The organism is Cupriavidus sp. HE11, assembly GCF_056097175.1.
In genome coordinates this window covers 2,043,537-2,062,635 of the sequence record NZ_CP184465.1, presented here as the reverse complement: position 1 = coordinate 2,062,635, position 19,099 = coordinate 2,043,537, and the positions used below count along the sequence as shown (strand labels likewise).

General features: G+C 67.5%; 17 protein-coding genes. 10 read left to right on the top strand and 7 right to left on the bottom strand.

The window, feature by feature from the left end:
- From ACOABP_RS26620 to ACOABP_RS26610, 3 genes are read left to right on the top strand one after another with little or no spacing between them, the layout of a single operon-like run.
- Positions 1-1,680 carry a glycerol-3-phosphate dehydrogenase/oxidase gene (locus ACOABP_RS26620; RefSeq protein ID WP_474228707.1) on the top strand — a complete coding sequence of 560 codons (1,680 nt, stop codon included), beginning with the start codon at positions 1-3 and terminating at the stop codon, positions 1,678-1,680.
- The gene (locus ACOABP_RS26615) at positions 1,677-3,230 is read left to right on the top strand and encodes an FAD-binding oxidoreductase (protein WP_474228706.1); all 1,554 of its coding nucleotides are present in this window, start codon (positions 1,677-1,679) and stop codon (positions 3,228-3,230) included. The genes ACOABP_RS26620 and ACOABP_RS26615 overlap by 4 nt, the downstream gene beginning before the upstream one ends.
- A gap of 5 nt (positions 3,231-3,235) precedes the next feature.
- Positions 3,236-3,820, top strand: a complete 585-nt coding sequence (locus tag ACOABP_RS26610) for a glycerol-3-phosphate responsive antiterminator (protein ID WP_474228704.1) — start codon at positions 3,236-3,238, stop codon at positions 3,818-3,820.
- On the opposite strand, the gene ACOABP_RS26605 is transcribed toward ACOABP_RS26610, so the two are convergent.
- Positions 3,810-5,120 (bottom strand): MFS transporter, encoded by a 1,311-nt coding sequence (locus tag ACOABP_RS26605; RefSeq protein ID WP_474228702.1) that lies wholly within the window; start codon positions 5,118-5,120, stop codon positions 3,810-3,812. The genes ACOABP_RS26610 and ACOABP_RS26605 overlap by 11 nt on opposite strands.
- 96 nt (positions 5,121-5,216) lie before the next feature.
- Here ACOABP_RS26605 and ACOABP_RS26600 point away from each other — a divergent pair, with 96 nt between their 5' ends.
- Positions 5,217-6,116: a LysR substrate-binding domain-containing protein gene (locus ACOABP_RS26600; protein WP_474228701.1), complete on the top strand. Its 900-nt coding sequence runs from the start codon at positions 5,217-5,219 to the stop codon at positions 6,114-6,116.
- A 78-nt stretch (positions 6,117-6,194) separates the two neighbouring features.
- Positions 6,195-6,965, top strand: a complete 771-nt coding sequence (locus ACOABP_RS26595) for an SDR family oxidoreductase (RefSeq protein WP_474228700.1) — start codon at positions 6,195-6,197, stop codon at positions 6,963-6,965.
- 42 nt (positions 6,966-7,007) lie between these two features.
- On the opposite strand, the gene ACOABP_RS26590 is transcribed toward ACOABP_RS26595, so the two are convergent.
- Positions 7,008-8,759, bottom strand: a complete 1,752-nt coding sequence (locus tag ACOABP_RS26590; protein ID WP_474228699.1) for a hypothetical protein — start codon at positions 8,757-8,759, stop codon at positions 7,008-7,010.
- Positions 8,760-8,938: 179 nt separating this feature from the next.
- Between ACOABP_RS26590 and ACOABP_RS26585 the strand changes: the two genes are divergently transcribed.
- Positions 8,939-10,693 (top strand): tetratricopeptide repeat protein, encoded by a 1,755-nt coding sequence (locus ACOABP_RS26585; RefSeq protein ID WP_474228698.1) that lies wholly within the window; start codon positions 8,939-8,941, stop codon positions 10,691-10,693.
- A gap of 13 nt (positions 10,694-10,706) precedes the next feature.
- On the opposite strand, the gene ACOABP_RS26580 is transcribed toward ACOABP_RS26585, so the two are convergent.
- From ACOABP_RS26580 to ACOABP_RS26570, 3 genes are all read right to left on the bottom strand, one after another.
- Complete coding sequence (locus ACOABP_RS26580; RefSeq protein ID WP_474228697.1) at positions 10,707-11,687, bottom strand: tripartite tricarboxylate transporter substrate binding protein; 981 nt, start codon at positions 11,685-11,687, stop codon at positions 10,707-10,709.
- A gap of 243 nt (positions 11,688-11,930) precedes the next feature.
- Positions 11,931-13,790 (bottom strand): dihydroxy-acid dehydratase, encoded by a 1,860-nt coding sequence (gene ilvD, locus ACOABP_RS26575; RefSeq protein ID WP_066741580.1) that lies wholly within the window; start codon positions 13,788-13,790, stop codon positions 11,931-11,933.
- A 151-nt stretch (positions 13,791-13,941) separates the two neighbouring features.
- A complete protein-coding gene (locus tag ACOABP_RS26570; RefSeq protein ID WP_066741582.1) occupies positions 13,942-14,379 on the bottom strand; it encodes an Lrp/AsnC family transcriptional regulator in 438 nt (145 codons plus the stop codon).
- A 141-nt stretch (positions 14,380-14,520) separates the two neighbouring features.
- On the opposite strand from ACOABP_RS26570, the gene ACOABP_RS26565 reads away from it, so the two are divergent.
- The 4 genes from ACOABP_RS26565 to ACOABP_RS26550 all read left to right on the top strand — a co-directional run bounded on the left by ACOABP_RS26565 (position 14,521) and on the right by ACOABP_RS26550 (position 17,356).
- Positions 14,521-15,426, top strand: a complete 906-nt coding sequence (locus tag ACOABP_RS26565; protein WP_474228695.1) for a DMT family transporter — start codon at positions 14,521-14,523, stop codon at positions 15,424-15,426.
- Between the two features lie 62 nt (positions 15,427-15,488).
- The gene (locus tag ACOABP_RS26560; RefSeq protein ID WP_474228694.1) at positions 15,489-16,721 is read left to right on the top strand and encodes a serine hydrolase domain-containing protein; all 1,233 of its coding nucleotides are present in this window, start codon (positions 15,489-15,491) and stop codon (positions 16,719-16,721) included.
- A gap of 81 nt (positions 16,722-16,802) precedes the next feature.
- Entirely contained in the window at positions 16,803-17,105 is a 303-nt protein-coding gene (locus ACOABP_RS26555; protein ID WP_474228693.1) for a hypothetical protein, read from the top strand.
- A 71-nt stretch (positions 17,106-17,176) separates the two neighbouring features.
- Entirely contained in the window at positions 17,177-17,356 is a 180-nt protein-coding gene (locus tag ACOABP_RS26550; protein WP_474228692.1) for a hypothetical protein, read from the top strand.
- A gap of 38 nt (positions 17,357-17,394) precedes the next feature.
- On the opposite strand, the gene ACOABP_RS26545 is transcribed toward ACOABP_RS26550, so the two are convergent.
- Together ACOABP_RS26545 and ACOABP_RS26540 are read right to left on the bottom strand one after the other, a co-directional pair.
- Positions 17,395-18,366 carry a DMT family transporter gene (locus ACOABP_RS26545; RefSeq protein ID WP_474228691.1) on the bottom strand — a complete coding sequence of 324 codons (972 nt, stop codon included), beginning with the start codon at positions 18,364-18,366 and terminating at the stop codon, positions 17,395-17,397.
- A complete protein-coding gene (locus ACOABP_RS26540) occupies positions 18,303-19,058 on the bottom strand; it encodes an HAD family hydrolase (RefSeq protein ID WP_474228690.1) in 756 nt (251 codons plus the stop codon). The genes ACOABP_RS26545 and ACOABP_RS26540 overlap by 64 nt, the downstream gene beginning before the upstream one ends.
- Positions 19,059-19,099 lie beyond the last annotated feature (41 nt).

The window sequence follows — 19,099 nt, the reverse complement described above, 5'->3', positions numbered from 1 at the left end:
ATGATGGTCCTGCCATCCCGCGGTGCCAACCGCGAACGTGCCGCCATGACGCGCACCGAGCCGCTGCGGCTGGTGCGCGCCGAACAACTCGACCGCCTGGCGTCCGACACCTTCGACATCCTGATCGTCGGCGGTGGCGTCACCGGGGCCTACGCTGCGCTGGACGCCGCCTTGCGCGGGTATCGCGTGGCGCTGGTCGAAAAGAGCGATTTCGCCTCGGGCACGTCGTCGAAGTCGTCGAAGATGGTTCATGGCGGCCTGCGCTATATCGAGCAGGGCAACCTGGGCCTGGTGCGCCACTCGCTGCTGGAACGCCAGCGGCTGCGGCGCAACGCGCGGCACCTGGTGCAGCGGCTGCCGTTCCTGTTCCCGGTCATGGAGCGCGACGGCGTATTCGACCAGCGGCTGGCAAAGGCCTTCGAAGGGCTGCTGTGGACGTACGACCTGGCCGGCGGCTGGCGCGAGGGCATTCTGCACCAGAAGCTCACGAAGGCCGAGGTGCTGTCGCACTGCCCCACCTTCAACGAGGAACACCTGAAGGGTGGCTTCCTGTATTTCGACGCCCGGGTGGACGACGCACGGCTGACGCTGAATATCGCCCGTACGGCGGCATTCCACGGCGCGGCCGTCGCCAATCACGCGCGCGTGGCCGATATCACGCGCGATGCGCACGGCAAGGTGGACGGGGCCATCGTGCAGGCCGACGGCCGCGAGATCCGCGTGCGCGCCGGCGTGGTCGTCATGGCTACCGGCGTGTGGCTGCGCGACTGGACCGGGGGCAGGAAGGGCGAGGACAAGACGCTCCATATCCGCCCGGCCAAGGGCGTGCACGTGGCGATCCCCTGGCTCAAGATCCGCAACGACTGCACCGTCACGATCCCCGTGCCGGGCCGCAGCCGCCGCGCCACCATCACCCGCTGGGGCAACGTGTCGTACCTGGGCACCACCGACGAGGACTATGACGGCGACCTCGACAACGTGATGTGCACGCGGCAGGAGCTGGACTTCCTGCTGGAAGGCGCGCGGTCGGCGCTCAGGACCGACCTGCAGCCCGAAGACGTGGTGGGCAGCATTGCCGGCTGCCGGCCACTGGTGGCGCCGCCCGGTGGCAAGACGCTGGAAATCAAGCGCAACCACGAGATCCACGTGGCGGGCGACGGCCTGGTCACGATTGTGGGCGGCAAGCTGACCACATCGCGCCACATGGCCGAGCAGACCATCGACGCCGCCCAGCAGGTGATCGGCAGGCGCGCCCGATGCCGGACGAAGTCGGCCTATCTGCTGGGCGCGGCCGGCTACGACCCGCAGGCCATCGTGGCATCGGGCGGGATGTCGGCGCACCTGGGCGAGCGCTACGGCACCGAATCGCGCTTTGTCAGCGACATCCTGCAGGCCGACCCGGCCCTGGCGCGGCCCATCGTCGACGGGCTGCCGCATACCGAAGCCGAAATCGTCTACGCCGTGCGCCACGAACTGGCCGGCACGGTTGACGACGTCCTTTCGCGCCGCATCCGCGCCCGCCTGATGGCGCGCGATGCGTCCGCGCAGGCCGCGCCACGCGTGGCCCAGATCCTCCAGGCCGAGCTCGGGTTGTCCGCGCAGGCCGTCGCGCAGCAGGTCAGCGATTACCTGGCCGCTGTCGCCCTCGAAAAATCCGTCCTTATGGGAGAAGCAGCATGATCAGCAAGGAAGCCATCAAGCGCGGTTACAACCGCGGCAACTACCTCGTGGGCCAGCACACGCCGCCCCACTTCGCGGCAAGCATCACCGCAACGCCCGACGCCCCGGGCCTGCAGCGCGATGCGGTCGCCATCGACGGTGCCACCGTCGACGCGCTGCGCCGTGCCGCAGACGAAGTGCTGACGTCCACCGGCGACGTCGTGAAATGGACCCGCGACTGGTGGGCCGGATCGATGATGACCGAGACCGGCGGCAAGCCTGCCACGCCGCGCGGTGTGATCGTGCGCGTATCCACCGTGGAGCAGATCCAGGCCGTGATGCGCATCGCCCATGCCGGCGCGATTCCCGTGACCGTGTCCGCCGGCCGCAGCAACGTGACCGGTGCCGCCCTGCCGGTGCGTGGCGGCATCGTGCTCGACGTCTGCGAGCTGAACCGCTTCCTGGCTTTCGACAAGCAAAGCCAGATCGTAGAGGTGGAAGCGGGCATGTTCGGCGACGTGTTCGAGCAGATCATCCAGCACGAACACGGCATGACGATGGGCCACTGGCCGTCGTCGTACGCCATCAGCACCGTGGGCGGCTGGGTGGCCTGCCGCGGCGCGGGCCAGCTGTCCACGCGCTACGGCAAGATCGAGGACATGGTGGTGGGCATGGACGTGGTGCTGGCCGATGGCAGCCTGGTCACCGTGGGCGGCTATCCGCGTGCGGCACTGGGGCCGGACCTGATGCAGATGTTCATCGGCTCCGAAGGCACGCTGGGCGTGATCGTGCGGGTGCGCCTGAAACTGCACCGCCTGCCCGACTACGGCCGCGCCATCGCCTATGGCTTCAAGACCTTCGCCATCGGGCTCGAAGCCTGCCGCCAGATCATGCAGCGTGGCGCCAACCCGGCCGCGCTGCGCCTGTACGACGAACTGGAAAGCGGCGTGCAGTTCGGCCTGCCCGATACCAACGTGCTGCTGGTGGCCGACGAAGGCGCGCAGGAGATGGTCGATGCCGTGATGGCCATCAGCGAGCGTACCTGCGCCGAGCTGGGCGACAAGCTCGATGGCGATGCCATCTTCGAACGCTGGCTCGACACGCGCTACCTGACCGGCAAGAGTGCCGAGGGCTTCAAGCGCAGCCCCGGCTTCGTGGCCGACACGCTGGAAATGGCCGGCCCGTGGAGCGACCTGGCCGCGATCTACACCGATGTGGTGGCAGCCATCAACGCCGTGCCGGGCACGCTGGCCGGATCGGCGCACCAGTCGCATGCCTATGTCGACGGGGCCTGCCTGTACTTCTCGCTGCGCGGCGACGTGGCCGTGGAAGACCGCCAGAAGTGGTATCGCGCCGCGTGGGATGCCGCCAACGCGGTGCTGATCCAATACAATGCCGCGTTGAGCCATCATCATGGCATCGGCCTGTTGCGCGCGCCGTACATGGCACCGTCGCTCGATACGGCGTTTCCGGTGCTGGTGACGGTCAAGCGGGCGCTCGATCCGCAAAACATCCTCAATCCGGGCAAGCTCGGCCTTTCGGACGCGCTGACCCACGAAGCCACGAAGTAAGCCCCATGGACAGGTCTCTCGGCGCCCGCCTGACGCGACACCCGGTAATCGCCACGCTCTACGGCGTGGAACAGGTCGAAGCCTTCATCGACAGCGAGGCGGAAGTCTCGATCGTGGCCAATGTGGAGCTGCGCCGCCTGCAGCCCGTGATTGCCATGCTGACGAAGGCCGGCAAGTATGTGATCGTCAACATCGACAGTTGCGAAGGCCTGTCGCAGGACAAGGGCGGCGTCGAGTACCTGGCCGACATCGGCGTGACCAGCCTGGTCTCGACCCGCGTGGCTACCATCCAGCGCGCCAATCGCGCCGGCATGGTGACCATGCAGAAGGTCTTCGTGACCGACCGCTCCACCTGGCCGCGCAGCGTCAAGGCGCTAGAACAGAGCGATCCGAACCTGGTGCAGCTGATGCCCGCGCCGATGCTGTCGCACCTGCCCGCGGCCGACCGCAAGGCGCTGCCGCCCATCGTCACGTCGGGCTTCGTGTGCAACCAGGACGATATCCGCAGCGCCATCGCGCATGGCGCGGTGGCGATCTCCACCAGTGACCGCAAGCTCTGGAACCTGGAAGCGAAGGCGCTCAGGGGTTAGCAGGTGGCTGGGGCCGCGCGGCGCCGGCCAGCGCCATCCCGGCCACGGCCAGCGCCGCGGTCAGGGCGACGATGGCAACCCACCCGCCATGCTGCCAGACCCAGCCGCCTACCGATCCGATGACGCTCGATCCCATGTAGTAGAACAGCAGGTAGAGCGACGCGGCATGGCCTTTCGCCGTGCCCGCCGCCGGCCCCACCGATGCGCTGGTCACCGAGTGGCCCACGAAAAAGCCCGTTGTCACCAGCGCGATGCCGGCAAAGATCGCGGCCAGCGGGCCCGCCAGCGTCAGCAGCACGCCCAGCAGCATCAGCACGAACCCGGCCACATGCATGCGGCGGCGACCAAAGCGCGCCGTCAGCTGGCCCGCCACCGACGACGACACGATGCCGAAGCCGAACGCCAGGAACAGCAGGCTGATCTGCGTCTGGCTCAGCCCGTATGGCGCGGCGGACAGGCGGAACGTGGCGTAGTTGAACAGCGTCACGAAGATGCTGGTCAGCACGAACCCAACCGCGTACAGGCGCAGCAGCGCGCGATTGCGCAAATGACCACCCCAGGCGCGCAGGTGAAAGCCGATATCCAGCCCCGGACGCGGCACGAAATTGCGCGAGCGCGGCAGCAGTCGGACAAAGCAGACGGCCGATACCAGGCACAGCACGCCCAGGAAGCCCATCGCCACGCGCCATGACGTGAACTCGGTGACCAGCCCCATGCCCACGCGGCCCATCATGCCGCCGAAGGCCGTGCCGCCGATATAGAGGCCCATGGCGCGCCCAAGCTGCGACGGCTCGATTTCCTCGGCCAGCCAGGCCATCGCCACGGCGGGCACGCCACCGAGCACCAACCCTTCCAGCGCCCGCGCCACCAGCAGGCCATGCCAGCCTGGCACCGAGGCGGCCACGAGATTGCAGATGGCCGCCAGCCCCAGCGAGGCAAACATCACGCCACGGCGCCCCAGCGCCTGGGAAAACGCGCCGGCCAGCACGATGGCAATTGCCAGCAGCGCCGTGGTCAGCGACAGCGCCAGCGAGCTTTGCGCCGGACTGATGCCGAAGCTGGCCGCAAACGCGGGCAGCAGCGGCTGCACGCAGTAGATCAGCGAGAAGCTGGCAAACCCCAGCAGAAACAGCGCCAGGCACGCGCGGCGATAGGCAGGCGTGCCACTGCGTACCCACTCCGACGGATGCGCAGGCGACGCAGCCGCCTGACCGGCCTTTGCGGGTGGCGCGGCGCTTCGGGCAGCAGCGGTGGGAACAGTGGAAGGAACAGAAGGCGCGGCGGGGATGGAAACGGTCATGATCGACATCGGGTAAGTACGTATGGAATCTACCGCCGGCGCCGAAATTCGTCCAATATATGGCGGAGACGATCCCGATACCTTTTACAAATACCCATGGAACTTCGCCATGTCCGTTACTTCCTGGCAGTGGCCGAGGAACGCAACTTCACGCGCGCGGCCGCGCGCCTGGGCATCGGTCAGCCGCCGCTGAGCCTGCAGATCCGCGACCTGGAAAAGGAAATCGGCGCCCCGCTGTTTCATCGCGTGCCGCATGGCGCCGAACTGACCGAGGCCGGACAGGCCTTCCTGGAAGCCGTGGCGCCGCTGGTGGAAAGCGCCGACCAGGCCATCCGGGCGGCGCGGCGCGCCGGGGGCGGCGAAACCGGCCGGCTCAGCGTGGGCTTTACGGGCACCGCAGCCATCAATCCCATCGTGGCGGCCAGCATCCGGGCATTCCGGAATCGGTACCCCGATGCCGAACTGGCGCTGCAAGAGGCCAATTCGATCGCCCTGGTCGACGCCATCCTGCAGAAGCGGCTCGATATGGCGATCATCCGGCCATCGGAGCCGAAGCCCGATGAACTGGAAGTCATCACACTGGAAAGCGAGGCGCTGGTGGCCGCCCTGCCCTCGTCCCATCCGGCGGCCCGTGGGCGCGGCGGACTCGACCTGCTCGCGCTGCGCGACGAACCGTTTGTCCTGACGCCGCGCACGCTGGGCATCGGCCTGCACGATGCCGTGCTGCGCGCGTGCCGGGCCGCCGGTTTCGAGCCCCGGCTGGGCCAGCCGGCACCGCAGATCGCGTCGATCCTGGCGCTGGTATCGGGCGAACTGGGCGTATCGCTGGTGCCGGCCTGCACGCAGCAGTTCACCGCCAGGGGCGTCACCTACCGCACGCTGCGCGCCCCGGCGCCGCGCATCGACCTGGCGCTGGCGTGGCGCCGCGACCGGCCGTCGCGGCTCGTCACCAATTTCGTGGCGCTGGCGCGCGACGCGGCACGCCGGGCGGAATAGCGGCTACAGGCGTACGATGCTGCATCGTCGGTATCACGCAGGCGGCGCGTCCGCCAGCCCTCCAGGGAGCACGCATTCATGGACCTGCATCTGCAAGGCAAGTCGGTATTCATCACGGGCGGCACGCGCGGCATTGGCCTGGCATGCGCCCGGACCTTCGCGGCCGAGGGGGCCAGCGTCACCATTGCCGGCACCACGGCCGAATCGGCTGCACGCGCGCAACGCACGCTGAAGGACCAGCATGGCATCGACGTCGAGACCTTCGTGGGCGACCTCTCGCGGCCCGAGGTCCGCGAGCAGTTGACGCCCGCGTTCGACCTGATCGACATCCTCGTCAACAATGCCGGCGCGATTCCTGGCGGCGGCCTCGCTGCCATGAGCGAAGCGCAGTGGCGCGAGGCGTGGGACCTGAAGGTGTTCGGCTATATCGACCTGTCCCGGCAGGCCCTGCCGCGCATGATGGCGCGCGGCACAGGCGTGATCGTCAATGTGATCGGCATCGCCGCCGAGATGCCCCGCTACGACTACCTGTGCGGCGCAGCGGGCAATGCCGCGCTATCGACATTCACGCGCGCCGTGGGCGCCCATGCCACATCGCGCGGCGTGCGCGTGGTGGGTGTCAATCCCGGCCCCACCGAGACCGACCGCCTGGTCACGCTCTACAAGGCCCGCGCCAGGCAAAAGTTCAACGACGAATCGCGCTGGCAGGAAATGCTGGAGCACCTGCCCTTTGGCCGCGCCGCCCAAGCCGACGAGATCGCCGACCTGGTGGTGTACCTGGCGTCGGCGCGCGCATCGTACCTGAGCGGCGTGGTGGTGGATGCCGATGGAGGCGCGCGGTACATGTGAGGCCTCCAGCGGCACCGGTCATCGCTGCGGCAGGTCAGCGCATCAGGTCGGGAAGTTCACCGCCGTGGTCAGCACGCCCGGCAGTCCATTGCGGAACTGGTACGCGCGTTGCGTGTAGCCGGCAGGGAACAGCAGGCCGCTGTGCAGTTGCCCGTCGCGCAGCGCGAACACGAGCTTGGCACCCTGCCCCACCGCCCATGCGCTCCACCCCAGCCTGGCCACCGTCTTCGCGGCGTCAGCCGGCATGTCGAACACCATCACGTTCTGGTTGCGTCCGTAGATCGTCCACGAGCCGTTGACCACCGTGTAGTCTGCCGAGCGCAGCGGCTCGCCCGGGCTGATCTGCGAACCGTAGACCGAGTTCATCAGCGTGAACACGGCCGAGCCATCGGCGTTGATCTGGATCTTCACCTGGCTCAGCACCGGCTCGCGCATCGTCAGGCCCACGAGCTGGCGGATCGAGGTGAACGGGCTGGGCAGCGCCGTATCGTTGACCACCGCTGCCGGATCGAACAACGAGCCGCTCTGCGCCGGACACGCGCTACCCTGAACGTACGGGGCCTCGCAGCCGTTGCCCATCCCCACCGGCAACACCACGCGGTCCGTGTCATAGGACTGGATGCCGAGATAGCCCTGCGTGCCGGCCGGCAGCCTGGCGTCCCGCAGCGCCGGAGCCAGCGACACATCCGGGCCGAACCGGCCGCCGGTGACTGCGTCGTAGGCCGGCAGGTTGCTCATGTCCACGTCGCGGGATTCGTACTGGAACGCAATGCCGGTGAGCGGATCGGTGCCTGCGAGCCGGCGGCCGATGGACGTCAGCGGCAGCGGCTTGTGCAGATCGGCCGGGGACAGCATCGACGTCCAGCTGCCATCCGCCTTCATGTCGTACTCGAACCTTGGTTCGCCAACGCCGAGGTAATCGCCTGTGGCGGTCTCCCAGGCGCCGCCCGCCGTCATGCGCACCTGCAGGTCGGTGCGCAGCGAGTTGTTCTGGATCTGCACCACTGCCTGCGTGGGCGTGCCCAGGTTGGTCATCAGCGAATCGATGAAGCTGTACACCGGTTCGGCCAGCACCTTCGAGGCGTCGGCCAGTGCGAACAGCGGCTTGGCGGCCTGGGCGTCCACGTCGGCCTGGGTCACGGCCACGTCGCCCTTGGCAACCATCGCGTTCAGCACGTTGCGCACCGTGGCGGCATCGGCCTTGCCGCCCTGCGCCAGCGACGTGATCGTGTCGATGATGGCGATGGCCTTGGCAGCCGTTGCCGCGTCGCCGCCGGCCACGAAGTCGGCGCCCGGATCGATGCCCTGGTTGCCCAGCAGCGTGCGCACGGCGCGCACGGCCTCGTCGCGGCTCATGCCGGCTTCCATCTGTGCGGTCACCAGCGTCGTCAGCGGCGACACGTGCTGGCCGGTGGTACCGCCTTCGAGCACGGCCGACATCGTGTAGCTGGCCGGGAACGTGAAGCCGGCCGGACGCGAAAGATCCTTCGTGGCCGGCGTGACCTGCACGAGCAGGCGCTTGCCGCTGGTGTCGCCGGTGTAAGGCAGCGTGAAATTGCCGCTGGCATCCGTCGTGGCCGACGGTTCGCCGCTATCGCACAGGTTGTTCGCGTTCAGGTCCAGGCACACCGTTGCGCCGACCAGATAACCGTCGATGGCCTTGCCGGTGATGGACTGCACGGCGGCCGGAGGGGTGGTCGGGGTCGTGCTGTCGCTGCTGCCGCCGCCACAGGCGGTCAGCATGGTCGCGCACAACGCGGCGATGACGGTGGGATTGCGTGGAATTGTTTGCACTGCTGAAATTCTCCTGCGAGTGGGGTTCGGAGTGAAGACCTGACTGGTCTGCGTATATAGACGGCAGGAGACGGCCACTCCTGCACCCCTCGCTGGCAGGTGGTGACCGTTCGCATGCCGCACTCCCCTACACAATCGCCCCGCCACACCGATATCTGAACGATGTACGCCGCCAATCCATGACAGCCTTGCAGCACGCCCTGAACGCCCACCGGCGCGGCGACTTCGCCACGGCGCAGCGCCTGTATCGCGCCGTGCTGGCATCGAACCCCGACCACGTCGATGCGCTTCACCATCTCGGCCTGTTGTTCCACCAGGCAGGCCACCCGGCCGATGCCATCGCGTTGCTGCAGCGCGCGGCTGCAATGGCTCCCGGGAATGCCGCCCTGATCGTCAACCTGGGCATTGCATGCAAGGCCGCCGGAGACATCCACGCGGCCGTGGCTTGCCTGCGGCGTGCCACACAGCTCGCGCCGGCCATGGCGGCAGCGCACTTCAACCTGGGACAGGCCTGGCTTGCCGCAGGCAAGGCGGCCGAGGCAGCCGCCTGCTTCGAGAACGTGGTGAAATTGCAGCCCGACGACGCCGCCGCGCTGGCGAACCTGGCATCCGCCCGCCTGGCGCTGTCCGAGCACGACGCTGCATTGCAAGCTTCCAGCCGCGCCGCACAGCTCTGCCCAGGCCGCGCGGCATTCCATACCCTTCACGGACAAGCGTTGCAGGGTGCCGGACAATGCGCCATGGCGGCCGATGCGTTCCTGCGCGCCCTGGCATTGGATGCGACAGCCATCGAAGCCCGGCTGGGCGCGGGCACGGCGCTGTGCGCGATCGAGCGGTATGCGCAGGCCATCGGGCAACTGGATGCGACGGTCAGGCAGGACCCTGAATGCCTGCCGGGATGGATCAACCTCGGTATCGCACACCTCGCGCTTGGACATTACACCGATGCCGAACACGCCTTCGGGCATGCGCTGATGCTGCGGCCCGGCTGGCCCGATGCGCATTTCCATCGTGCGTTGACGTGGCTATCGGCGGGCGATTTCGCGCGCGGGCTGCCTGAATACGAATGGCGCCTGCAGATGGATGCCTACACGGGCGCGCCGCCGTGGCCGCGCTGGGATGGCGCCGCATTGCACCGCGGGAGCCTGGTGGTGGATGCCGAGCAGGGGCTTGGCGACACGCTGCATTTCCTGCGCTTCATACCGCTCGCACGCGAGCGCGCGGGGCGGGTCGTGCTACGTGTGCAGCCAGCCTTGCTGCGCCTTCTCAAGCCGCTCGAAGCACCCTGGAGCATCGCCGTGGCCGCGCTGGGCGACCCGCCACCCGATGCGCAGGCCTGGTGCCCGCTGATGAGCCTGCCCGGTGTGCTCGGGACGACGCCGGAATCCGTGCCAGCCATGCCCACGGTCTTGCAGGCGCCAGCCGTGGTCTGCGAGACGTGGCGCGGCCGAATATCCGCACTGAAACGGCGACGCATCGGCATCGCATGGTCGGGACGCGTGCGGCCCCATGAAAATCGCGCGGTTCCGCTGCGGCAGCTTGCTTCGCTGTTCGCGCTCGACGATATCGACTGGGTTGTCCTGCAACGGGACATACCGGCTGCCGATGCGCCGTGGCTGACCACCTATACAGGCACCGCGCAACTGCACGATTTCACGCACGAGATCACAGACATGGCCGACACGGCGGCCATCATCGCATCGCTCGATGCCGTGGTGTCGATCGATACCGCCATCGCGCACCTGGCAGGGGCGATGGGCAAGCCGACGTGGCTGATGCTTGGCAAGGCATCCGACTGGCGCTGGCGGATCGACACCGCGCCGGGGATCGGCCACAGCCGTTGGTATCCTTCCGCGCGGCTGGTTTCGCAGACCGACGCCGGCGACTGGCAGCCCGTGATCGCAACCGTGGCAGCGGAATTGGGCGCGTCATGACGCGCCGCGCCGCCTAGTCGATCGTCGCGCCCGACGCCTTCACCACCTTGCCCCATTTGTCGATTTCGTGGACAACGAACCTGCCCGTGTCCGGCGGCGAGGTCCATGTGGCGGCAAACCCCTGCGTGGCAAAGCGCGTCCGCACATCGTCCTGCGTCAGCACGGCCTTCAACGCCTCGCTGAGCTTGTCGACCACGGCTGCGGGCGTGCCGGCCGGCACCAGCAGCGCGTTCCACGCGGTGGCCTCGTAGCCGGGCAGGCCGGCCTGCGCCACGGTGGGGATATCGGGTGCCGCCGGAGAGCGCGCGGCGCCGGTCACGGCCAGTGCGCGCAGCTTGCCATCCCGCACGAACGGCATGGCAGACAGCATCGTGTCGAACATCACCGTGGCCTGCCCTGCCATGACGTCGGTCAGCGCGGGCGCGCTGCCCTTGTAAGGCACGTGGGTCATGCGGATACCGGCCATGCTGTCGAACAGCTCGGCCGACAAATGGGTGGACTGCCCGTTGCCAGAGCTGGCGAACGTGACCTTGCCCGGATTCGCCTTCGCCATCGCGATCAGTTCGGCCACGTTGCTGGCCGGGGTGGACGGTGCGGTCACCAGCACCAGCGGGCCGCTGGTCAGCATCGACACCGGCGCGAAGTCGGTACGCGTGTTGTAGCCAGGCTTGGCAAACAGCGTCATGTTGATGGCGTGCGCGGTGGTCGCCACCAGCATCGTGTAGCCGTCTGGCGCCGACTTGGCAACGGCATCGGCGCCGATATTGCCGCCGGCGCCGGGGCGGTTGTCGACGACGATGGGCTGGCCCAGCCGCTCCGACAGCTTCTGCCCCACCACGCGCGCCACGATATCGGTGGGCCCGCCGGGCGGATATGGCACCACCATGCGGATCGGCTTGTTCGGCCACGCCTGCGCCTGGGCAGCGGGCGCAGCGGCCAGCATGGGGACGGACAGCACCGACAGGGACAGCAACAGCTTGCGGACGGGGGTCATGCGCGCTCCTGGATCGCCGAGGTTTTGCAGAATGAAACTTGCGAAACAGCCATGTCATCAGGCTTATAGGCGCCGGCCCGGTGCCGTGTCACTTTGCAGCGCATCAAAGTTTTACGGGCTGAAACCCGGTCCCGCCCCATCCCCCTGCCAGCAAGCACGACCGCCCAAAGCAAAAACGCCGCGCGCCCCGTCGGGCGGGGCGCGCGGCGTTGCATGCGCAACCGGGCCGGCAGGCCCGGAAGATCAGTCGTCGAGCAGCGACAGGTCGCGCACGGCGCCCTTGTCGGCCGACATCACCAGCTTGGCGTAGGCCTTGAGCGCAGCCGACACCTTGCGCGGACGCGCCTTGGCCGGCTTCCAGCCACGGGCATCCTGCTCGGCGCGGCGGGTAGCCAGTTCCTCGTCCGACACCAGCACATCGATCGTGCGGTTGGGGATGTCGATGCGGATCTTGTCGCCATCGCGCACAAGGCCGATGGCGCCACCGGCTGCCGCCTCAGGCGAGCAGTGACCAATCGACAGGCCCGACGTACCACCCGAGAAGCGGCCGTCCGTCAGCAGCGCGCACGCCTTGCCCAGGCCCTTGGACTTGATGTAGCTGGTCGGGTACAGCATTTCCTGCATGCCCGGGCCGCCCTTCGGGCCTTCGTAGCGCACGATCACCACGTCGCCGGCCTTGACCTTGTCGTTGAGGATGTTCTCGACCGCCTCGTCCTGCGACTCTGTCACGTGGGCCGTGCCCTCGAACACCAGGATGCTCTCGTCCACGCCCGCGGTCTTCACCACGCAGCCGTCCAGCGCGATATTGCCGGTCAGCACGGCCAGGCCGCCTTCCTTCGAGAATGCGTGCTCATACGAGCGGATGCAGCCCTCGGCGCGGTCCAGGTCCAGGCTCGGCCAGCGCGTGTTCTGGCTGAACGCCACCTGCGAGGGGATGCCCGCCGGACCAGCCATGTAGAACGTGCGCACGGCCTCGTCCTGCGTGCGGACGATGTCCCACTGGTCCAGCGCATCCTTCAGCGTGGGCGTATGCACGGTCGGCACGTCGGTGTGCAGCTTGCCGGCGCGGTCCAGTTCGCCCAGGATCGCCATGATGCCGCCGGCGCGGTGCACATCCTCGATGTGGTACTTGTTGGTGTTCGGGGCCACCTTGCACAGCTGCGGCACCACGCGCGACATGCGGTCGATGTCGGTCATCGTGAAGTCGATCTCGGCTTCACGGGCAATCGCCAGCAGGTGCAGGATGGTGTTGGTGGAACCGCCCATGGCGATGTCCAGCGTCATGGCGTTCTCGAACGCCTTGAAGCCCACCGAACGCGGCAGCACGCGCTCGTCGTTCTGCTCGTAGTACATGCGGGCCAGGTCGACGATGCGCTGGCCGGCGCGCCTGAACAGCTGCTCGCGGTCGGCGTGCGTGGCGACCACGGTGCCGTTGCCGGGCAGCGACAGACCCAGCGCCTCGGTCAGGCAGTTCATCGAATTGGCCGTGAACATGCCCGAGCACGAACCGCACGTGGGGCATGCCGAACGCTCGACCTGCGCCACTTCCTCATCCGAATACGACTGGTCGGCGGCCATCACCATGGCATCCACCAGGTCGAGCTTCTTCAGTTCGATGGTCTTGGTCACCGGGTTGGCCAGGCGCGTCTTGCCGGCTTCCATCGGGCCGCCCGAGACGAAGATCACGGGGATGTTCAGGCGCATCGCGGCCATCAGCATGCCCGGGGTGATCTTGTCGCAGTTCGAGATGCACACCATGGCATCGGCGCAGTGCGCATTGACCATGTATTCCACGGAATCCGCGATGATGTCGCGGCTCGGCAGCGAATACAGCATGCCGTCGTGGCCCATGGCGATACCGTCGTCGACGGCGATGGTGTTGAATTCCTTCGCCACGCCGCCGGCGGCTTCAATCTCGCGTGCGACGAGCTGGCCCAGGTCCTTCAGGTGCACGTGGCCCGGCACGAACTGGGTGAACGAGTTGACCACCGCGATGATCGGCTTCTGGAAGTCTTCGTCTTTCATGCCGGTGGCGCGCCACAGCGAGCGCGCGCCCGCCATGTTGCGGCCGGCGGTGGAGGTCTTGGAACGGTATGTGGGCATTGTGGGTGCTTGGAAATTACGCAAACGCAGCGGCCCACGGGGGGATCGACAGGGCCTGGACAAACCCGTGCGGGCGGCCTTGTGAGCCGGGCGCCGGGCAAAGCTGGGGATTATCCCACAGCCCTTACCCGGTCTGGGTACCTGACCGCGGCTATAGCGGCGGCAGGCGCCGCTTCACCGGCTGCGACTTGACGATGGCCGAACTGGTCTCGGCCATCTCCGTGATCTGCTCCAGGATATGATCCAGGTGCTCGATGGATCGCAAATACAGCCGCCCGATAAAGCAGTCGTCGCCGGTGACCTTGTCGCATTCCGCGAATTCGGGGATGGCCTCGATCAGCTTCTGCACCGCCTGGAGCTTGCCGGGCAACGGCTTGATGCGGACGATGGCCTGCATCGAAAACCCCAGCGTGCGCGGCTCCACATCGACCGTGAAGCCGCGGATCACGCCACGGTCCTCAAGACGGCGCAGCCGTTCCGACGCCCCGGGGGACGACAAACCCACCTGCTCGGCCAGCGCCTTGACCGGCATGCGGGCGTCCTGCTGCAGCAGGGTCAGGATGCGGCGGTCGGTATCGTCGAGTGACATAAGGTATTTCCGGAAAACTGCCTTATAAAAAACAAAAGAAAGCGCATATCGCCTGCATTTTCGACTGTGGATTGTAGGCCAGAGCCCTTAAACTGCAACCCTCATTTGCCAAGGCGCAATCACAGGGAACAGGGGACAGCCGTGGACGACAGAACGCGGGGCATGCTGGAAATGGTGGCGGCGATGGTGATCTCGGGCACCATCGGCTGGCTGGTGGTGGTATCGGGCCGACCGGTCACGCAGGTGGTGTTCTGGCGCTGCGCCTTCGGCGCCATGGTGCTGGTGCCGGTCTGCCTGGCGCGCGGCTACCTGCGGCCGGGCGGCATCACGCTGCGCCAAGGGCTGCTGGCCGTGGCCGGCGGGGTCGCCATCGTCGCCAACTGGCTGTTGCTGTTCTCGGCCTATGAAGGCGCCTCGATCTCGATCGCCACGGCGGTGTACAACACGCAGCCGTTCATGCTGGTGGCCCTTGGTGCGCTGTTCCTGGGCGAGCGTCTGACCGTAGCAAAAGTCGCCTGGCTGCTGCTGGCGTTCGCGGGCATGCTGCTGATCGTGCAGGGCAAGCCCGGCGCGGGCGCGGCGCACGGCAACTACCTGCTGGGGATCGCGCTGGCACTGGGCGCGGCGTTCTTCTACGCGCTGGCCGCGCTGATCGCCAAGCGGCTCAAGGGCGTGCCGCCGCACCTGATCGCACTGATCCACGTGCTGGTCGGGGCCGTCATGCTGCTGCCGATGGCGTTGCGCGCCGACCTGCCGGCCGGCGCCCTGCCCTGGGCCACGCTGGCGACCATGGGCTTCGTCCATACCGGGCTGATGTACATCCTGCTGTACGGCGCGATCCAGAAGCTGCCCACGCACCTGACAGGCGCCCTGTCGTTCATTTATCCTATCGTGGCCATTCTGGTTGACCGGCTGGCTTTCGGGCATCACCTGCACCTGTCGCAAATCGGCGGGGCGGCGCTGATCCTGCTGGCTGCCGCGGGCATGACGCTGGGATGGCCCTGGCGCGGAACGCTGCCGTGGGGGGAACGCAAACCCTCCGCCTGACGGCGGCCCGCGCCCCGACTTCAATCCAACACGGAGGCGCGGTGATGCAGGAGACGCAAGGGATGTCCCGGGATCGGCTGGACCGGATCGGACGCTTTATCGACGAAACCTACATCGCCACCGGCAAGCTGCCGGGCGCGCTGGTGCAGGTCTGGCGGCGCGGCGAACTGGCGCTGAACACGGTATTGGGCCAGGCCGACCGCGAGCGGCAGGTGCCGCTGGCCGAGGATTCCATCTTCCGCATCTATTCGATGACCAAGCCGATCACGTCGGTCGCCATCATGATGCTGGTGGAGGAATGCAGGATCGCCCTCGACGACCCCGTCAGCAAGTACATTCCGGCCTGGGAAAACCTGGGCGTATTCGCGGGCGGCTTCATGGAGGGCTTCCAGACCCGCCCGCCCGCACGGCCGATGCTGGTGGTGGACCTGCTGCGTCATACCTCGGGCCTGACATACGGCTTCCAGCAGAACAGCAACGTCGACGCGGCCTACCGCAAGCTGAAGATCGGCGAACTGGCTACCGAAGGCACGCTCGACGACATGATCGGCAAGCTTGCCACGCTGCCGCTGGAATTCTCGCCCGGCGAGGCCTGGAATTATTCGGTGGCGACCGATGTGCTTGGCTATCTGGTCGGCAAGATCAGCGGCATGCCGTTCGACACCTTTCTGAAGCAGCGAATATTCGATCCGCTAGGCATGGTCGATACCGGCTTCCACGTGCCGGCGCAAAAGGCCGCGCGGTTCTGCGCCTGCTACGCGGTGGGTGCGCTCGGATCCAAGGTCATCACGCCACGCGGCCCGATGCTGCAGGACGATCCGCAGACCAGCCCCTACCTGCAACCGCCCGGATTCCTGTCGGGCGGCGGCGGCCTGGTGTCGACGGCTGCCGACTACATGCGCTTTGCCCGCATGCTGCTGAACGGCGGCGAACTCGATGGCGTGCGCCTGCTGGGGCCCAAGACGCTGGCACTGATGACCGCCAACCATCTGCCTGGCGGGGTCGACCTGCCGCGCCTGTCGCGTTCGATGTTCAGCGAGGCCACTTATGAGGGCGTGGGCTTCGGCCTGGGCTTTGCCACCACCATCGCGCCGGCCAGCACGTTGATTCCGGGCAGCGCCGGCGACATGTTCTGGGGCGGCGCGGCCAGCACGTTCTTCTGGGTCGACCCCAAGGAAGACCTGATCGGCCTGTTCCTGACGCAACTGCTGCCGTCGTCGGCCTACCCGGTGCGCCGCCAGTTGCGTACGCTGGTCTACAGCGCGATCACGGAACCGGGGCCGGCGCCACGCTAGCCCCGCGGCCCGCGTCGGGGCGGCCTGGCGCGGGCGCGAGTAAAATACAGGCACGTGAAACCGCTACGGACCAGACCGAACATGAAGCTCCGCACGACGATCCTCACGATGTCGCTGGCCGCCATGGCGGCCGTAAGCCCCCTGACGCATGCCAGTGTGTCGTCAGATGCACACGCCTTCAAGGAAGGCGTCAAGGAAGCAGGCAAGAAGACGGGCCACGCCGTGGCCGATGTGGCCCGCACGATTGGCCACGGCGCCAAGGAAGCCGGCATTACCATCGGTCATGGCGCACGGGATGCCGGCCACGCGGTGGCGGATACCACCAAGCGCGGCTACCAGGCGACCAAGCAGGCCATCAAGGGCGACGACAAGAGCGAAGATTGAGGCGGCCTGGACTCCCGCCCCCCTGCCGCACATGCGTACAATGCGCGGCTTAACCAATTGGAAAGCTGTCCGTGAAGAAAACCGACCTGGAAAAGAACAAGGGCCTCAAGATCAACAACAATCTGAAGCAGGCCGGTGCCAACCGGGCAGGCCTGGCGCCCAAGTCGCAACGCCAGCAGGGCACCGGCAAGAACGGCCTGCTCGGCAAACTGCTCGGCAAGGCCGTGCCGCAGGAAAAGTCCGAGGACTGACAACGTCCGGCCAGATGGGTCCGGCCGGCCAACCGGCTTCAGGCGCGGGCTGCTTTCGTACTGCGATGCAGTTCCAGCGCCACGCCACCCAGCGTGACGGCCAACGCCGTCACCACGCGCGCACCCAGCGGTTCGCCCAGCATGAAGGCGGCGGACACCGTGCCAATCACCGGTACCAGTAGCAACCCGGCCGACGCGGAACCGGGCGGCACCCGCCTGAGCGCGCCAAACCACGCCAGATAGCACAGCGCCATCGGCCCCAGCGCCATGTAGACCAGTGCCCCGGCGCCCGCTGCGGTCAGCCGCGACGGGTCGGGATGTTCGGTCGCCAGGCCGATCGCAATCATCATCAGCGAGCCCAGCCCGATCAGCCATGCACTCAGGGCAATCGGGGGCATGGCGATTGGCCGGCGCGATGTCACCGCACCCAGCGCGAACAGCAACGCCGCCGATAGCGCCAGGGCAATGCCCGGCAGCTTGTGCACCAGGCTGGCGATATCACCACCCACCAGCAGCATCAGTCCGGCCATGCCGACGCAGAGCGCCACCACGCTTTGCGGCGCGGGACGCTCACCCAGCACCGGCCATGCCAGCATGGTGGTCCAGATCGGCAGCGTATAGGTCAGCAGCGCGGCCTCCGACACATGGAGCCAGCGCAGCGACAAGGCGGTGAATCCCATCCACGCAAAGACATTGATGGCTGCGGTCAGCAAAAGGCGCCGGGCCAGCCCGCGCGGCGGCACCAGACTTTCACCACGCATGGCAGCCAGCACCGCCAGACCCACCGCCGCCAGCATGCCGGCGGAACCCCGGGCAAACAACGCGGGCCAGTCATGGATCAGGATCTTCATCGCGGGCCAGCCGAAACCCCATCCCACCGCCGTCACTATCACCAGCAGCCAGCCAATGCCCGAATCCCCTGATGTCCTCTGCTGCTGCGCCGCGCTCACCAGGCGGCCCCGGCCGGCATCGCCCGCGCCACCGGGCAGGTCGGGTCGATGGCCCGGCACAGTGCATGGAGGTCACGCACGATCACATGCGGCGCCTGGCTGCTGCGGGCCCAGCGCGCGGCCTCGGCATCGTCCGAGCGCACCACCCACGCGGCCTGGACGCCGGCCGCGATTGCACCCACCACATCCAGGTCCGCATCGTCGCCGACGTGCAGCATCCGTTCGGGCCTGCATCCGGCCAGTTCGGCCGCCGCATGGAAGATCGCGGCATCGGGCTTGGCGCAACCCGCGCTTTCGGGATTCAGTGCTGCATGAAAGAAGTGATGACCGCCCGTCACGTGAAGGCTGGCATTGCCGTTGGACACGGCCACCAGCGGAAAGCGGGCACTGAGCCATTCCAGCGCCGGAAACGCGTCTTCGAAGAAATCCACGCGCTGGCGCGCGGCAAAGAACACGTCGTAGGCGGCCTCGGCCAGTTGCGGGTCCTCGTCCGACAGTTCCAGAAGCATGCGGATCGACCCGAGCCGCAGTTCGCGCAGGCTGTGCGACAGGTCGGGCCGCTCGGCCTGGAAACGCGTGCGCAGTTCGCCCAGCACCTGCGGCGACGTCAACAGCCCCGATGTGCGTGGCGCCTGCGCCAGCAGCCAGTCGTGCAGGGTCTGCTCGGCCCGGATGACGGCGGGGGTGAAGGGCCACAGGGTATCGTCGAGATCGAGGGAAATGGCCGCGAGGTTGGCCAGAGGCTGTTGCATGAGGACGGAAGGCACGGAATTGGGGAATCGGTACGAATTTT

Bases quoted from the DNA above. Each gene is read 5' to 3' on its own strand.
- ACOABP_RS26620 (WP_474228707.1), top strand. From the start codon at position 1: ATGATGGTCCTGCCATCCCGCGGTGCCAACCGCGAACGTGCCGCCATG.
- ACOABP_RS26615 (WP_474228706.1), top strand. From the start codon at position 1,677: ATGATCAGCAAGGAAGCCATCAAGCGCGGTTACAACCGCGGCAACTAC.
- ACOABP_RS26610 (WP_474228704.1), top strand. From the start codon at position 3,236: ATGGACAGGTCTCTCGGCGCCCGCCTGACGCGACACCCGGTAATCGCC.
- ACOABP_RS26605 (WP_474228702.1), bottom strand. From the start codon at position 5,120: ATGACCGTTTCCATCCCCGCCGCGCCTTCTGTTCCTTCCACTGTTCCC.
- ACOABP_RS26600 (WP_474228701.1), top strand. From the start codon at position 5,217: ATGGAACTTCGCCATGTCCGTTACTTCCTGGCAGTGGCCGAGGAACGC.
- ACOABP_RS26595 (WP_474228700.1), top strand. From the start codon at position 6,195: ATGGACCTGCATCTGCAAGGCAAGTCGGTATTCATCACGGGCGGCACG.
- ACOABP_RS26585 (WP_474228698.1), top strand. From the start codon at position 8,939: ATGACAGCCTTGCAGCACGCCCTGAACGCCCACCGGCGCGGCGACTTC.
- ACOABP_RS26580 (WP_474228697.1), bottom strand. From the start codon at position 11,687: ATGACCCCCGTCCGCAAGCTGTTGCTGTCCCTGTCGGTGCTGTCCGTC.
- ilvD (WP_066741580.1), bottom strand. From the start codon at position 13,790: ATGCCCACATACCGTTCCAAGACCTCCACCGCCGGCCGCAACATGGCG.
- ACOABP_RS26570 (WP_066741582.1), bottom strand. From the start codon at position 14,379: ATGTCACTCGACGATACCGACCGCCGCATCCTGACCCTGCTGCAGCAG.
- ACOABP_RS26560 (WP_474228694.1), top strand. From the start codon at position 15,489: ATGTCCCGGGATCGGCTGGACCGGATCGGACGCTTTATCGACGAAACC.
- ACOABP_RS26555 (WP_474228693.1), top strand. From the start codon at position 16,803: ATGAAGCTCCGCACGACGATCCTCACGATGTCGCTGGCCGCCATGGCG.
- ACOABP_RS26540 (WP_474228690.1), bottom strand. From the start codon at position 19,058: ATGCAACAGCCTCTGGCCAACCTCGCGGCCATTTCCCTCGATCTCGAC.